At 68.2% G+C, this 15,267-nt stretch carries 12 protein-coding genes; 2 read left to right on the top strand and 10 right to left on the bottom strand.

The window, feature by feature from the left end; all coding sequences use genetic code 11:
• Positions 1 to 191: 191 nt before the first annotated feature.
• The 10 genes from IB225_RS16910 to IB225_RS16955 form a co-directional block, all read right to left on the bottom strand.
• A complete protein-coding gene (locus IB225_RS16910) occupies positions 192 to 557 on the bottom strand; it encodes an I78 family peptidase inhibitor (protein ID WP_192312724.1) in 366 nt (121 codons plus the stop codon).
• A 59-nt stretch (positions 558 to 616) separates the two neighbouring features.
• Positions 617 to 2,440, bottom strand: a complete 1,824-nt coding sequence (locus tag IB225_RS16915; RefSeq protein ID WP_192312726.1) for a carboxypeptidase-like regulatory domain-containing protein — start codon at positions 2,438 to 2,440, stop codon at positions 617 to 619.
• A complete protein-coding gene (locus IB225_RS16920) occupies positions 2,437 to 4,608 on the bottom strand; it encodes a DUF4175 domain-containing protein (protein ID WP_225583927.1) in 2,172 nt (723 codons plus the stop codon). The genes IB225_RS16915 and IB225_RS16920 overlap by 4 nt, the downstream gene beginning before the upstream one ends.
• Positions 4,605 to 5,768, bottom strand: coding sequence for a BatA domain-containing protein (locus tag IB225_RS16925; protein WP_192312729.1), 1,164 nt, complete (start codon positions 5,766 to 5,768; stop codon positions 4,605 to 4,607). Before IB225_RS16925 ends, IB225_RS16920 begins: the two co-directional genes overlap by 4 nt.
• Positions 5,765 to 6,655 carry a DUF58 domain-containing protein gene (locus IB225_RS16930; protein WP_192312732.1) on the bottom strand — a complete coding sequence of 297 codons (891 nt, stop codon included), beginning with the start codon at positions 6,653 to 6,655 and terminating at the stop codon, positions 5,765 to 5,767. Before IB225_RS16930 ends, IB225_RS16925 begins: the two co-directional genes overlap by 4 nt.
• A gap of 13 nt (positions 6,656 to 6,668) precedes the next feature.
• Entirely contained in the window at positions 6,669 to 7,661 is a 993-nt protein-coding gene (locus tag IB225_RS16935; RefSeq protein ID WP_192312736.1) for a MoxR family ATPase, read from the bottom strand.
• Between the two features lie 187 nt (positions 7,662 to 7,848).
• Positions 7,849 to 8,520 carry a DUF4159 domain-containing protein gene (locus IB225_RS16940; RefSeq protein ID WP_225583929.1) on the bottom strand — a complete coding sequence of 224 codons (672 nt, stop codon included), beginning with the start codon at positions 8,518 to 8,520 and terminating at the stop codon, positions 7,849 to 7,851.
• Positions 8,521 to 8,710: 190 nt separating this feature from the next.
• The gene (locus tag IB225_RS16945; protein ID WP_192312742.1) at positions 8,711 to 10,045 is read right to left on the bottom strand and encodes a TldD/PmbA family protein; all 1,335 of its coding nucleotides are present in this window, start codon (positions 10,043 to 10,045) and stop codon (positions 8,711 to 8,713) included.
• Between the two features lie 26 nt (positions 10,046 to 10,071).
• On the bottom strand, positions 10,072 to 11,706 hold the full coding sequence (locus IB225_RS16950) for a TldD/PmbA family protein (RefSeq protein ID WP_192312745.1): 1,635 nt from the start codon (positions 11,704 to 11,706) through the stop codon (positions 10,072 to 10,074).
• 294 nt (positions 11,707 to 12,000) lie between these two features.
• Entirely contained in the window at positions 12,001 to 13,629 is a 1,629-nt protein-coding gene (locus tag IB225_RS16955; RefSeq protein ID WP_192312748.1) for a TldD/PmbA family protein, read from the bottom strand.
• Positions 13,630 to 13,753: 124 nt separating this feature from the next.
• Here IB225_RS16955 and IB225_RS16960 point away from each other — a divergent pair, with 124 nt between their 5' ends.
• On the top strand, positions 13,754 to 14,590 hold the full coding sequence (locus IB225_RS16960; RefSeq protein WP_192312751.1) for an NYN domain-containing protein: 837 nt from the start codon (positions 13,754 to 13,756) through the stop codon (positions 14,588 to 14,590).
• Positions 14,590 to 15,189, top strand: a complete 600-nt coding sequence (locus IB225_RS16965) for a DUF938 domain-containing protein (protein ID WP_192312754.1) — start codon at positions 14,590 to 14,592, stop codon at positions 15,187 to 15,189. Before IB225_RS16960 ends, IB225_RS16965 begins: the two co-directional genes overlap by 1 nt.
• The last annotated feature ends 78 nt before the right edge of the window (positions 15,190 to 15,267 follow it).

Here is a 15,267-nt window from a genome sequence, read left to right on the forward strand (position 1 = left end):
CGGCACTTCGAAATGTCACCGGAAGCCCGACTAGACCATAGTTGTTGCGATGCCGCAACAACACCTATTAGTAGCCACTTGTTGGTTGCAACGGCAACTTTTTCTGCAGTGCCGACAGCCTTTCTTCACCCATGAAAAAGCCGCCTGTGCGGACACAGGCGGCTGGTCGGCGACGCGTTTCGCGGAGGCTGTCAGCCGCAGTTGACCGAGGTCGCCGCGCCCTTGTCGTCGAGGATGATGTTCAGGCGGTTCGGATTGAAATCCATCGTCGCGGCATCGCCCGGCTTCAGTGCGCGCACGCTCTCGGACTTGCTGTCCGTCTTCGCCTGTTCGATGTCCTTCTCGGCCGCGACCTTGCCGATGATCCACTGCACCTGGGTGTCGTCGCAGGTGCCGGCGAGTTCGGTCGGCGCCGGTTCTGCCGGTGGTGGCGTGGCGGCTTCGCTGGCGGCAGCCTGCGACTGTTCGGCGGCGGCGGTCTGCTCGTCGGCATCGGGCGCGGAGCACGCGGCCAGCGACAGGGTCAGCAGCAGGGCGGGGATCGCGGTTCGGATCATGCGGCACTCCGGAAGAATGGGACTGAAGGAAGAATTACGCATCTGACATTCGGGACTCGTTAACCGGCCGTCGGACGGCGGCGCTCCAGCCACCAGAGCAGGCCGGCAGCGACCAGGAAGCCGAGGAACCACGGCCATGCCGGTCCGCGCGGGCCGTCGACCGTGGAGGAAACGGTGTCGGACCGCGTCCGCGCGGCCAGCCGCTGGGTCTGTTCGCGCACCGCCATGGCGTGGAGCGTCGGTGCGTCATCCGTCGCGCGCACATGGAACGGCGTCGTCGTCTCGCCGATGCCCAGCTGATGCCAACCGGCGACGCGCGGCCAGAAGCCGGCGCACTGCGCGCCGCCGGTCGCCGGATCGCGCTGCAGCCGGGTGACGTCGCCGTCCGGTGAGGTAACGCGGGCTCCATCGGCGAGGCCGCAGAGCACGACGCGTTGCGTGACGCGCGCATCCTCCGGCGGGGTGCGCGATGTGTCCGCCGTCGTGCGCGCCAGCGTCCCGACCGCCTGCGACCAGAGTGCGGCATGCGCGTCCGGATGCCCCGCCAGCACCAGTGCATAGGTATCCGTCGGTGTCCATGCGCCGATGCGCCCGCGACCTTCCGCGCGCCACCAGGCGACGGCGGTGCCGTCGGCGTCGCGCAGCAGCGGGATCGCGTCCGGCACTGCCGTCCGCAGCGCGCGGCGCGCCAACGTCGGCAGGCCTGCCGGTATCGCGTCGGCGTCGACGGGCGCATCCGTAGTGCCGGCACCGCGTCGGGCGCGCCATGCGTCGTCATCGGGTGCCGGACGCGGCAGGTGGAATTCGGTCTCGTCGGTTCCAGCCAGCGACAGCCCCAGCATCCGCTGCACGCCCGGCGGCAGTGCGCCGTCGGTGCGGACCAGCACGCCGACGCCATCGCGCATCGCCGCGGCGAGCGTCGCGCGCTGCCCGTCGCCCAGCGCCGCCGCGCTGCGTGCGTCCAGCAGCACCAGATCGAAGCGGCGCAGCGTATCGGCTGTCATCGGCAGCGGTGCGTCGCCCAGCTGCAGGCCACCCCCGAGGCTGATCTGCAGGTGCAGCGCAACGCCGGCATCGGCGGCCCAGCGGCGCAGGTACTTCCATTCCGCATTCGGCGCGCCCGCCAATGCCCACACACGCGGCGCAGTGCTCGCCTGCGTCCAGACCGGCACCGTGGCGTCATCGACAACGCGGCGTGCGCCATCCAGCACCTCGAGGCGGAACAGCGCAGGTCCCGGCAGGCGGGCAAGTCCGGTGACATGGAAGCTGCCCTGCGCATCCGCCTGCACAGCCGCGATGCGCTGGCCGGCGGGATCGCGCAGCACGACGGTCGCGTTGGGCACGCCCTGCACGCGGCCGCTGACGTCAAAGGGTGCGCCCGGTGTCGCGGTCGCGACCGGCGACAGCTGCACCAGTCCGCGCGGCAGCGGCGTCGGCGAGAACGCGAGTCCGCGATCGCCGACGGCATCGCGGTCGCGCGCTTCCAGTCCGGCGCCGACGACATGGATGCTGTGGATCTCGGGATGCCGACGCAGCGCGGTGGCGAGATCGGGCACGCGTTCGGCATCGGTTATCGCCGGCGCGTCCGGCAGCGCGACGCGGGGCTGTCCCTGCAGGTCGGCCGGCAAGGCCACGCCGTCCGCCTGCGCCGTCAGCACTACCAGCGTGCCGGTCGTCGCGACCTGCCGTGGTGGCAGCAGGGTGACGTAGAGCAGCAGCGCGACCACCGGCTGCAGCAGGCAGAGCAGGGCGAAGCGCAGCGGCCGTCCGCGTTGGTCGCTGGGCGCGCGACGACGCCACAGCGCCAGGCGCACCCAGGCCATCAGCACGGCGAGCGTCAGCAGTCCGGCCAACAGGAGCGGCAGCGAAGCGGAGACGTTCATCGCGTCGGCTCCTGCCGCAAGGCGTCGAGATAGCGACGACCCGCCGCATCCACGGCACCGCGTCGCGGTACCTGCGCTGGCGGTTGCGAGGAAGCCGACCACAGCAGTGCGCGCAGGCGTTGCCGGCAGGCCGCGCAGGCGGGATCGCCGCGTACTTCGTCGATGGCGGCGAACAGGTCCAGCGCATCCGGCACGCGGGCTTCGTTGGTCCGCAGCCAGGCCTGCAAGGCGTCGAGATCGCCAACATTCGCGGGCGTGGCGTCGTTCGCCAGTGCTGCCCAAACGCGTGCCGGAGCGGCATCGTCGTCCTTCGGGCGATCGAGCTCGCCCAGCGTGCGCGGCGCGATGCCCTTGCGGTCGCCGCCGAGCCGGCGCGTCTCGTCGATCGGCGGCAGCTCCGGTCCCACGCGGGCCAGGTAGATGCGCGTGGCCTGCTGCACCTGCTTGATGTACTCGAGCGCCTTGTAGGCGAACGGCAGCGCCTGGTCGGGATGACCCTGGCGCAGGTGCAGTTCCGATTGCCACATCTGGTCCAGCGCCTTCTTCAGCGTGGCGCGCGTCTCGGGGTCGAGCAGGGTTGCGGCTTCGGCATGGTCGTGGGTGTGCCCGTAGGCCTCCAGCACATCGGCTTCGCGGCCGAAGCTGGCACCGGTCGCGCTGGTCGCTTCGCCATGACCGTGGCCATCATCGGCCTGCGCGGTCTCGCCGGCATGGTCGTGGCCGTCGTCGTCCGTGTGTTCATCGTCGGCATCGTTGGTCGGCGGGGGCTGCGGCTCGCCTTCCGCTTCCTCGCCGAGGAATTGTCCGTAGCGCAGGCGCAGAATGCGCTGGTCCACGCCGATCGTGTCGGAACGGGTGACGAACGTATCCGTCGCCAGGTTGCGCTTCTGCTTCTGCAGCGCTTCGGCATCGATGATGATCTGGCGCTGGCTGCGGAAGTAGGCCGGCATCACCTTCTTCACCAGCCCTTCCAGCCCGGTGCTCTCCTGGCCGAGGTCTGCCGGCCAGCGCAGGATCAGGCCGGGACTCTGCGCGCGCTGCGGCGACGGCGAGCGGCTGTCCTGCACGGTGAGCTGCGCGATCAGGTCATCGCCCACGGCCATGCCCAACGCCCTGAGATCCAGCGGGGCGGTGAAGCGACGCGATTTCGCTGGCCCGCTGCCCTGCAGCGTCATCACGTGTTCCTTGAAGGCGATGTTCTCGCCGCTGCCTTGCGCGAGCGTCAGCTTCAGCGTCGCCGTTGGCGCGATGCCATAGTCGTCGCGCGCCTCGAACGCAAGCGCCCAGCGCGTCTGCCCGACCGTCACCAGGCTGAGTCCGCGATCCGGTGCCAGCACCTTTACCTCCGGCACGCGATCGGGAATCGCATCGAGCCGTCGCAGTTTGGTCGGTGGCTGAGCTTCGGTGCCGGCGGCGACGACGCGGTACAGCGTCGACTTGGCCAGCACATGCGTCGCCTGCCAGGTGTCGCCGTCCTGCGACAGCGCAATGCGCTGGCCATCGTGGAAGACCAGCGCCGCCGCCGTCGGTTGCGGTTCGAAGCGCAGCGTCCATGCCAGCCGCGAACCCACCGGCGCCTTGGCGTCGAGGGTGACTTCGTCGTGGGCGGCGATGCCGGTGTAGGCGGGTGGCGCGACATGCAGGCGCTGCGCGACCAGATGCGGGATGCCGGGCGCCGTCGGCACCGGTTCGTCGGAAGGCTGGAGCGCACCGGGCTGGCCGGTGCGTCCTGGCCATAGCGCCGCCGTCGCGATCACGACAGCTGTCGCGATCCACAGGGCGGCGATGCGCGCCCACGGCCAGGGCGTGCGCAAGTCCGGTGCGGGTTGCGTGCGAAGGCGTTCGCGCACGCGGGCTTGCTGCAGTTGCTGCAACGGCGTCAATGCAGCGGGCGGCGCCAGGATCAGGTCGGTGCTGTCGTCGAGATCCTTGCGCTTCGCATCGAGTTGGCGGACGAGCCACGCTGTGTCGAAGGCGTGCGTTCGCCGCCAGGCGAGGAACGCAAGCAGCGCGATGCCCGCGACGGTGATGGCGATCGCGACACCGGGCGACGCCAGCCGCCACATCACGCCGCCCACGGCCAGCGGGATCGCTGCGCCGAGCAGCAGCTGCCCGAGCCATGCGTGCCGGCGTACCTGCGCGAGACGATCCGTCGCGGACAGCGTCATGGCGCCACGCTCCGTGTCCGTCGCGTCGCCATCCAACGTTCGATCAGCACCAGCAGCGCGATCAGCAGCGCCAGCCAAGGCTGCAGGTCGCGTGGCGCGACGGGATAGGTCGCACCGCCGGTCACCGGGGCGTAGTCGTTGGCGAGTACGCGGGCAGGCGATACGGCAGGTGGATCGAACAGGGCACGCAGGTGTTGCGGGAAATCGGCTTCGACCAGCGCCGGCATCACGTCCTGGCGCAGCGGGCGGGTGAAGCGCATCACGTGGCCTTTACCGCGCTCGCCTGCCTCGACCAACGCGGTGCCGTCGTCGTCGCGCCATGGCGTCGAGGTCGGCGCGAAACCGTCGAGCGTGCTGTCGTTCGCCAACAGCACCGTGCCACCGGATTCAATCCATTGCATGACGGGCGCTGGCACGGGACCTGGAACCAGCCAGACGAGTGGGACCGTGGTCGCAGGCAAAGCCTCGTCCTGGGTGCCGACCTGCAGGGTCGACGACGTCGAAGCGGCCGGCTGCCACGCCAGCGCCGCGGCACGCAGGTAGCGCAGTCCGGTGTCATTGCCCGCAGCGTGGCGAACAACAAGCGCGGGCGGCGGCGATACGGGAGAAGGCGCTGCGGTCATCTCGCCGTCGACCACCGTCCATGTCACTGCACGCGACAACCTCGGACGCTCCGCATCGGCGCCTTGCAGCATCGCCGGCACGACGACGGTCAACGGGGTCCCTGCCGGCAGTTCGGCGTCCAGCTGCCGCAACAGGCTGCCGATGGCCGGAGCGCTCGCAGGCAGAGGCTCTTCCAGTGACGGGAAGTCCGGCGCCAACCAGTGCAGTCGCGCATCCGTATCACTGGCGTGCTTGCGCACCGTCGCGGCATCGACGCCCGGCACAGCGACGATCCACGGACGCGTGTCGTCCGCGCCGGACAGCACCGGCTTCGCCAGCCACAGCGCCAGCAGCGCGAGCAGCAGCAGCCGGAGCAGCAGCAGAGGCCACTCGTCGAAGCGGATGCGATGCCGCGGCTTCGGTTTCTGCCGCAGCCAGCGCAACGCGGCGAAGTCGGTCGGCGTCTGCTCGTGGCGGCGCGCGAGGTGTAGCAGCAGCGGCAGCAGCAGCGCCGCGAACGCCGCCAGGCCTGCCGGGAGCAATAGAGCGAGGCTCATGCGTACTCCGCCGCGTCGCGCGCACCGAACAGCCGTCGCAGCGGCAGGTCCAGCGGCTGGTCGGTGTAGTAGCGCGCATGACGGATGCCGCTGGCGTCCAGCCGCGCATCGAGCAGGCGCTGCGCGTCGGCGAAACGCTGCAGGTAATCGTTGCGCAGCGCGACGGCGTCGCCGAGCAGTTCCTCACCGGTCTCCGGATCGCGGAAGCGATGGCCGCCGGTATACGGGAAGTCGCGTTCCTCGGCGGTGAGCAGCTGGATCGCCAACACTTCGCGGCGTGCGGCGGCCAGGCGTTCGATCAGCGCGATCATCGCTTCATCGAAGCCGTCGCTCAGTGCCAGCACCAGATCGCCAGCACCGATGCGTTCCCACACCGGCGCAAGTTTCTCCGCGGCGGGAAACGTGCCGCCCGCCGCCAGTCCGTGCAACGCCAACAGCAGCTGATCGCGCTGTCGCGCGCCGTTGCCCGGAGACACCAGGCGCACGCCATCGCCATGCAGGACCAGCAGGCCGAAACGGTCGCCCTGTCGCAACGCCAGTTCGGCAATGCAGGCGGTCAGCCGACGCGCGGCATCGAAGCGCGTGCCACGTTCGCCATCGCGTTGCGTCATCGAGGCGGTCGCATCGAGCACGATCCACACCGTCAGCGGACTCTCGCGCTCGGCTTCGCGGACGAAGAAACGGTCCGAGCGCGCGTACAACTTCCAGTCGATCTGCCGCAGTTCGTCGCCGGGCTCGTAGGCACGGTATTGCGCGAACTCCAGCCCGGCACCGCGGCTGCGACTGTGGTGCACGCCGATCCCCTGCGCGCCAACGGCACGGCGCGCGGTCAGCCGCAGGTCTTTCAACCGGCTGCGGACGTCGGCGGGGATCAGGTCGTACGCCACGGCGTGGAACCGGTCAGGCGGCGAGCGGCACGCCGCGCAGCAGCGCGGCGATCACGTCGTCCGCGCTGACCTGTTCGGCCTCGGCAGCGAACGACAGCAGCAGGCGGTGGCGCATCACCGGCTTGGCCAGTGCGACGATGTCCTCGCGCGTCGCCGCCAGGCGGCCGTGCAGCAGCGCACGCGCCTTCGCCGCTAGCACCAGCGACTGACCAGCGCGTGGACCTGCGCCCCAGCGGACGTACTTGCGGAGCTCTTCGGGCACGCCGTCGCCGGGACGGCTGGCGCGCACCAGTCGAGTGATCCAGCGCAGCAGGTCGTCGCTGACGTGCACGTCGCGCACGTGCTTCTGCAGTGCCAGCACCGCGTCGCCTTCCATCACCCGCGGCACGTTGCCGCCGGCGCGACCGGTGGTCTGCGCCAGGATGTCGTGCTCTTCCTGCTCGGTCGGATAGTCGACCCGGATGTGCAGCAGGAAGCGGTCGAGCTGCGCTTCCGGCAGCGGATACGTGCCGGCCTGTTCCAGCGGATTCTGCGTGGCCAGCACGAAGAACGGCGAGGGCAGTTCATGCGTGGTGCCGGCGTAGCTGACGGTGCGTTCCTGCATCGCCTCCAGCAGCGCGGCCTGCGTCTTCGGCGGCGTGCGGTTCAGTTCGTCGGCGAGCAACAGATTCGTGAAGATCGGGCCGGGCTGGAAACGGAAATGGCGGTGCCCGGTGCCGTGGTCTTCTTCCAGCAGCTCGGTGCCGAGGATGTCGCTGGGCATCAGGTCGGGCGTGAACTGCACGCGGCGGAACTGCAGGTGCAGCGCCTGGCCCAGCGAGCGCACCAGCAGCGTCTTGCCCAGGCCGGGCACGCCTTCCAGCAGGCAGTGGCCGCCGGCGAGCAGGCCGATCAGCAACTGCTCCACCACGTCCTGCTGGCCGACGATGGCCTGGCCGATGGCGGCGCGGAGTTCGCCCAGCTTCGCTAGCTGCTGCTGGAGGTCGGATTCGGTGATCGTGGTCATGGTGTTTCCTGGCTGACTCCAATGCAGCGGGTTGCAGTAAGGATCGCCGTCATCCCAGCGAAAGCTGGGATCCATCGTGATCTTCGCGCTGAGTGCGGACGGCCGATGGAAGATGCAAAGGCAAGGTCAAACTGGATCCCAGCTTTCGCTGGGATGACGGCGGAGAGTGTGGGGTGGGCGGATACGGTCATGTCGTCAACGCGTAGATCACCAGGTTGACCGCGAACTTGGTGTTGTCCTCGGCCAGGAAGCGCTTGTTGCGCCAGTCGTAGTCCCACTCGCAGCCGTAGTCCTTGTTGCTGTAGAGCACGCCGAGGCGTCCGTTGATCTCGATGCCGTGCAGGTACTCGTGCACGAGGTCGTCACCCCAGCCGTTGAGTTCGAAGCTGGTGGCGGGCGGCCCGTCGAACTTGAAGAACGAGGAGTAGATGCCGTGCGTGTTCGGCAGCTTCTTCATCGCCTTGGCACCGAAGATCGCCGCCATCTGCGCCTCGAACGACTTGGCGAACAGGCCGTCGATGTCGTGGTTGCAGTCGTCGACGAAGACGAAGCCGCCGTTGCGCACGTAGCGTTCGAAGTTGCGCCGCTCGGCCGGATTGAAGTCGACCAGCTTGTGCCCGGCCAGGTAGCAGAACGGTGCGGCCAGCATGCGCGGGTCGGCCAGCGCCAGCACGTGCTCCTTGGGATCCACGCGCAGGCTGGTGTAGTCGATCAGCGAGGTGATGACGTTGGACGGCATGCGCGCGTCGACGTCCCAGTCGCCCGAGTCGTACTTCAGGCGGGTGAACCAGAAGTCGTAGTTGCCGGATTGGGCGCGTGCTTGCCTGGGCAGTGCGGCCGTCACCGCGCCGCCGAGCATGAGGTGCAGGAATTGTGCTCGCGTTAGCCGGGAGTGGAGCAAAGCCGGGAGTCTCTGAAAGCCCCTCTCCCGGCGGGAGAGGGGTTGGGGTGAGGGGCGATGGAGTCCTGACGGTTCAAGCATCTTGGACTGCGCTCGCCCCTCATCCGCCCTTCGGGCACCTTCTCCCGCAGGGAGAAGGAGACAAGCGTTACACCGCGTCCGACAACGAGGTGAAGGTGAAGTCGCGCAGCTTCATCGGCGGGATCATCATCACGAAGCTGGATTCGTCGCCGGCCACGCGGACCGGCCTGCCCAGCTCCTCGATGTTGTTGAGCATGATCACCGGCGATTCGTTGAAGCGGAAATTCTTCACCGGGTGCTTGATCTGGCCGTTCTCGATGTAGAAGGTGCCGTCGCGGGTCAGGCCGGTCAGCAGCACGGTCTGCGGATCGACCATGCGGATGTACCAGGTACGCGTGACCAGGATGCCTTTCTGCGTACCGGCGACCAGCTCGGCGGTGGACTTGGTGCCGCCGGCGAACAGCAGGTTGCCCGGCGAACCGGTCGCGCGCTTGCCCTGCTTCTGCGCCCAGAAGCGCGAGTACTCCAGGTTGACCACCTTGCCGTTCTCGACGATGGCCATCTTCTCGCGCGGCAGGCCTTCGTTGTCCCACGGCATCACTTCGGCGCCGGGGTGCCACGGGTCGGCGCTGATGTTCACGCGCGGGTCGTAGACCTGCTCGCCCAGCTTGTTGCCGCCGCCCTTCTTGGACAGGAAGCTGCGGCCTTCGTCGGCCTGGCGCGCATCGAAGAAGTTCATCATGAAGGAGATCAGGCCCGCGGCCGCGGCCGGTTCCAGGATCACCGTGTACTTGCCCGGCTCAAGCGCCTTCGCCTCGGCCGATTCGCTGGCCTTGCGCATCGCGGTGCGGATATCGCTGTCGGCCTTGAACGCGCTCGCTTCCTTCAGGTTGCGACCGACCCAGCCGGAACCGCGGCCGTCCTCGGTGCGCACCGTGCAGGTGTAGTTGAACGCGGTGGCCTTCTGGTAGCCGAAGTTGCCCTTGCTGTTGGCGAAGGCGACGAAACTCTGGCCGTCTTCCAGGAAGCCGGCGGCGATCAGCTTCTCGGCCTTGCAGGGGCCGATCGAATCGGCGGCGACCTGCGCGCGGAATTCCGGCGTGATGGCGGCGGTGGATTCGCTGAAGGTCGGCGACGGCGTGTAGGTCTGCTTCTCGACGGCCGGCATGAACTCGGGGTTCTCCGGCGCCAGGCGGGCGAGGTCTTCGGCGCGGCGGACCACGCGTTCCAGCGAGGCGTCGTCGAACTCGTTGATGGTCGCCACGCCGGTACGCTTGCCGAACGCGACCTGCACGGCCAGATCGGTGTTGCTGACGATGCCGCTGGTGGAGACGTTGTTCAGCGCGAACCGGATGTTGCCGTCGATCGAACCGCTGAGGGAGGCGGTGCACTCGTCAGCCTTGGACAGCGCGAGGACCTTGTCCAGGATGGCCTTGGCCTGCGCTTCGGTGAGGATGCTCATGTTCTGGTGATCTCCTTAAGCGCCGGTCAGCCGAGCGAGCGGGCGGTGTTGATGACGTTGATGCCGTTGAAGCGCGCGGTGGACGACCCGTGCGAGACCGCGGACACCTGGCCGGGCTGGCCCTTGCCGTCGAAGAACGAACCGCCCAGGCGGTAGTCGCTCTCGTCGCAGACGGCGGTGCAGGCGTTCCAGAACTCCGGCGTGCGGATCTGGTAGGCCACGTCCTCGATCTGCTGGGTGATCTTGCCGTTCTTGATCTCGTAGAACAGCTGGCCGCCGAACTGGGCGTTGTAGCGCTGCTGGTCGATCGAGAACGAGCCGTCGCCGATGATGTAGATGCCGTTCTCGACGTCCTTGACCATGTCGGCCACCGACAGCTTGGTCTTGCCGGCCGCCATCGACACGTTGGCCATGCGCTGGAACTGCACGCTGCTCCACGAGTCGGCATAGCAGCAGCCGTCAGATTCGGTCTTGCCGAGGATGTGGGCCTGGTCGCGGATGGTCTGGTAGTCGACCAGCTTGCCAGCGCTGACCAGGTCCCAACGCTTGGTCTTGACGCCTTCGTCGTCGTAACCCACGGCGCCCAGGCTGCCCGGCTGCGTCTTGTCGGCGAACAGGTTGACCAGCTCGCTGCCGTACTGGAAGCGCTGCTCGCGCTTGTCCAGCGTGGCGAAGCTGGTGCCGGCGTAGTTGGCTTCGTAGCCGAGCACGCGGTCCAGTTCCAGCGGATGGCCGACCGACTCGTGGATGGTCAGCCAGGTGTGCGACGGGTCCAGCACCAGGTCGTACTTGCCGGGCTTCACCGACGGCGCGGTCAGCTTGGCGCGGGCCTGCTTGGCGGACGCGATGGCGTCCTCCTTCATGTCGTAGGACAAGCCATAGTTGATGACGCCGTTCGGCGTGGCGTACTTCTGCGAGGCGTCGCCGTCCAGGTATTCGTAGCCCATGCCGACCGGCGAGGACAGGCCGTCGCGGGTGCGGAACTTGCCGCTGGCCTTGTCGATGGCGGTGACCGTCATCGGCACCCAGATGCGGTGCACGTCCTGGTCGATGAAGGAGCCGTCGGTGCTGGCGAAATACTTCTGCTCGTTGACCACGAACATCATCGAGTTGACGAAGTCGGCGCCGGCGTTGATCGCCGCGGCGTTGACGCCCAGCAGCAGGTCGACCTTCTCCTTGATCGGCACCTCCATCGCGTTCTTCTTGATCGGCGTCTTCCACGACACCTCGCCGAAGCCCGGCGCCTTGGCAAGCTGCACCGGCGCGGTCTGCGTCTTGCTGTTGGCTTTCGCTATGGCGGCAGCCTGGCGCGCGGCGGCGGCCACGCCCTCGGCGGTCAGCGTATTGGTGGCGGCGAAGCCCCAAGCGCCGTTGGCGATCACGCGGATGCCGGCGCCGGTGGACTCGGTGTTCACCACGTTCTGCACCTTGTCCTCGCGGGTGATCACGAACTGGCGCAGGTAGCGGCCGATGCGCACGTCGCAGTAGGTGGCGCCGGCCTGCTTGGCGGCGGCCAGCGCAGCGTCGGCGAGGCGTTTCTTGAACGCGACGTCGAGGGTGGACTGGAGTTGCTCGGCGGCGATCGCCTTGCCGAAGTAGGACGGCACCATCAGGCCGCCCACGGTCAGGCCGGTCAGGGCCAGGAAGTCACGACGTTGCAAGGCTGTTCTCCACCGTTGGGCCTGCGCGAGGGCAGGCGGGGACTGCGACGGACGCGTTGTGGCCCGCGCCATGTCCACCGCGCGGGTCGTCCCCGATTCTTGCGCCGCGGTGGAGACAGCGTCAAATGACTTTCGGCATAGAAGAGGAGACGTCGCGCTCGTCGCGGCCTGGTGGAGGTGCCGATCCCGTCATCCCAGCGCACGCTGGGATCCATTGGCTCTTGGCCTCGGAATAGACGTGCAGAATCGGGAGCAAAATGGGTCCCAGCGTGCGCTGGGACGACGATCGATGATCTACCCTAGGCTGCGCGCGGTATTGATGATGTTGATGCCGTTGAAGCGCGTCGTCGCCGAGCCATGCGAGACCGCTGATACCTGGCTGGGCTGACCCTTGCCGTCGAAGAAGGAACCGCCGAGGCGGAAGTCGCGCGCGTCGCAGATCGCGGTGCAGGCGTTCCAGAACTCCGGCGTGCGGATCTGGTATGCGGCGTCCTCGATCTGCCGCGTGACCTGGCCGTTCCTGATCTCGAAGTACAGCTGGCCGCCGAACTGGGCGTTGTAGCGCTGCTGGTCGATCGAGTACGACCCGCGACCGTGGATGTAGATGCCGTTCTCGACGTCCTTGACCATCTCGGCCACGGTCAGCGGCGCCTTGCCCGGCGCCAGCGAGACGTTGGCCATGCGCTGGAACTGCACGCTGCTCCACGAGTCGGCATAGCTGCAGCCGTGCGAGGCGTTCTCGCCGAGGATGTGGACCTCGTCGCGGGTGGCCTGGTAGTTGACCAGCACGCCATCCTTCACCAGGTCCCAGCGGCGCGTCTTCACGCCTTCGTCGTCGTAACCCACCGCGCCCAGGCTGCGCGGCTCGGTCTTGTCGGCCGTGAAGGTCACGATCGGGCTGCCCCACTGGAAGCGCTGCTCGCGCTTGTCCAGCGTGGCGAAGCTGGTGCCGGCGTAGTTGGCCTCATAGCCGAGCACGCGGTCCAGTTCCAGCGGGTGGCCGACGTTTTCGTGGATGGTGAGGAACAGGTTGGACGGATCCAGCACCAGGTCGTACTTGCCGGGCTTCACCGAGGGCGCGGTCAGCTTGGCCCGCGCCTGCTTCGCCGCCGCCACGATGTCCTCGCGCAGGTCGTACGACGCGCCGTAGGCCACCACGCCGCCGGGCAGGGCGATCTTGTCGGCGGGATTGGCATCCAGGTACTCGTAGCCCATGCCCATCGGCGCGGACAGGCCGTCGCGCGTCTTGAACTTGCCGGTCGCCTTGTCCACCACGGTCACGGTGAAGGGCACCCAGATGCGGTGCACGTCCTGGTCGATGTAGGAGCCGTCGGTGCTGGCGAAGTACTTCTGTTCGTTGATGACGAACATGCGCGACGCCGCGAAGCTGGCGCCGGCCGACAGCGCGGTGGCGTTGGCACCCAGTAGCAGGTCGACCTTCTCCTTCACCGGTACCGCCATCGCGTTCTTCACGATCGGTGTCTTCCACGCCACTTCGCCCGTACCGGTCAGCGGTGCCAGCTGCACCGGCTTGCCCTGGATGCGCGCATTGGCGCGGGCGATGGCGACTGCCTGCCTTGCCGCTGCGGCGACGCCGTCGGTGGTCTGGTCGTTGGTCGCGGCGAAGCCCCAGGCGCCCTGTGCGATGACGCGCACGCCGATGCCGGAGGACTCCGTGTTCACCACGTTCTGCACCTTGTCTTCGCGGGTGATCAGCGACTGCCGCAGATAGCGGCCGATGCGCACGTCGCAATAGCTCGCGCCCGCTGCCGTCGCGGCGGCGAGCGCAGCGTCGGCCAGGCGCTTCTTCTTCGCCACGTCGCCCGGTTCGAGCAGCGCTTCAGCGGCGATCACGCGCGTGCCGGGCAGCGCGAGCCCGGCGAGGGTGAGGCCACCGAGGGCGAGGAAGTCGCGTCGTTGCATCAATCGGGTCCTGGAACGGAAGCCCCCGGACTGTCGTCGGCAGGCGTCGCAACGTCAAGTGACGCCGGTCATGCCGCGCTAACGTGGTGCACAATGCGCCTCATCCCGCACAGGAATGGCGCACATGAAATCCCGTCCGGTCGCCCGGCCCGAGAACGACGACGAACAGCCGCGGCTGGCGGTGCTGATCGACGCCGACAACGCGCAGCCTGCCGTCATCGAGGGACTGCTCGCGGAAACCGCCAAGTACGGCGTCGCCAGCGTAAAGCGCATCTACGGCGATTTCACCAGCACGCGCATGACGCAGTGGAAGCAGGCGCTGCTGAAGCACTCGATCAACCCGGTGCAGCAGTTCGCCTACACCAGCGGCAAGAACGCGACCGACAGCTCGCTGATCATCGATGCGATGGACCTGATGTACACACGCCGGTTCGACGGCGTCTGCCTGGTGTCCAGCGACAGCGACTTCACCCGCCTGGCGCAACGCCTGCGCGAGGAAGGGCTGACCGTGTACGGCTTCGGCGAGCGCAAGACGCCGGACGCGTTCGTGCAGGCCTGCGACAAGTTCATCTACGTCGAGGTGCTGCGCAGCGAGGTGCCGGCACCGCCCGCGCCGCCGGCGCCACAGAAATCTGCGAAGAAGGCCGCCAAACCGGCGGCGAAGAAGCCGGTGGCACAGGCCGAACCGACCGCCGCACCGGTGGTCGAGCCGGGCAAGCACGAGTCCCTGCCACTGAAGTTGATCCGCCAGGCCATCGAAGACGCCAGCGACGACCAGGGCTGGGCCTTCCTCGGCAGCGTGGGCAGTTACCTCAACAAGGTGCGTCCGGATTTCGACACCCGCCTGTACGGGCATAAGAAGCTCAGCGACCTGGTGAAGGCGCATCCGCGCCACTTCACCGTCGAGGAGCGCGGTAGCGACAACGGCCTGAAGCGCATCTACGTGCGATCGGCCGGCTGATGGCGGCGGAGAAGCCCTTCGCGCCCTCCTGCGAACGCAACCAGGGACCGATCCTCGAAGTCCTGCAGCGCCACTTGGGCGAGACGCGTCGCGTGCTCGAGGTCGGCAGCGGTACCGGCCAGCATGCGGTGCACTTCGCCGCCGCGATGCCATGGGTGATCTGGCAATGCAGCGACCGGGCAGACAATCTCCCGGGCATCACGGCCTGGCTCGATGACACGGCGTTGCCGAACACGCCGCCCACGATCGAACTCGATGTCGACGGCCCGTGGCCTGGCGCGACCTTCGATGCGGTGTTTACCGCCAACAGCCTGCACATCATGGGCTGGCCCCAGGTCGAGGCGTTCTTCGCCGGTGTCGGCCGGGTCCTCGCGAAGGATGGTCTGCTGATCGTCTACGGCCCCTTCAACTATGGCGGCGACTTCACCAGCGACAGCAACCGCGCGTTCGAGCACTGGTTGAAGGATCGCGATCCCGCCTCGGGCATCCGCGATTTCGAAGCCGTGGACGCGCTGGCGCGTTCCATCGGGCTGGTGCTGGTCGAAGACAACGCGATGCCGGCGAACAACCGCAGCCTCGTCTGGCGACGCGAGGACTGACCCTCCGAGGGCCGCGCGGGTGGCCGGCCGCCGGCCGCATGGACAGCCCGCGCGGCGCGCGCTAGTGTCTGCTCGCCT

Origin of the sequence: Pseudoxanthomonas sp. PXM02 (assembly GCF_014851805.1) — a bacterium.
GTDB lineage: Bacteria > Pseudomonadota > Gammaproteobacteria > Xanthomonadales > Xanthomonadaceae > Pseudoxanthomonas_A.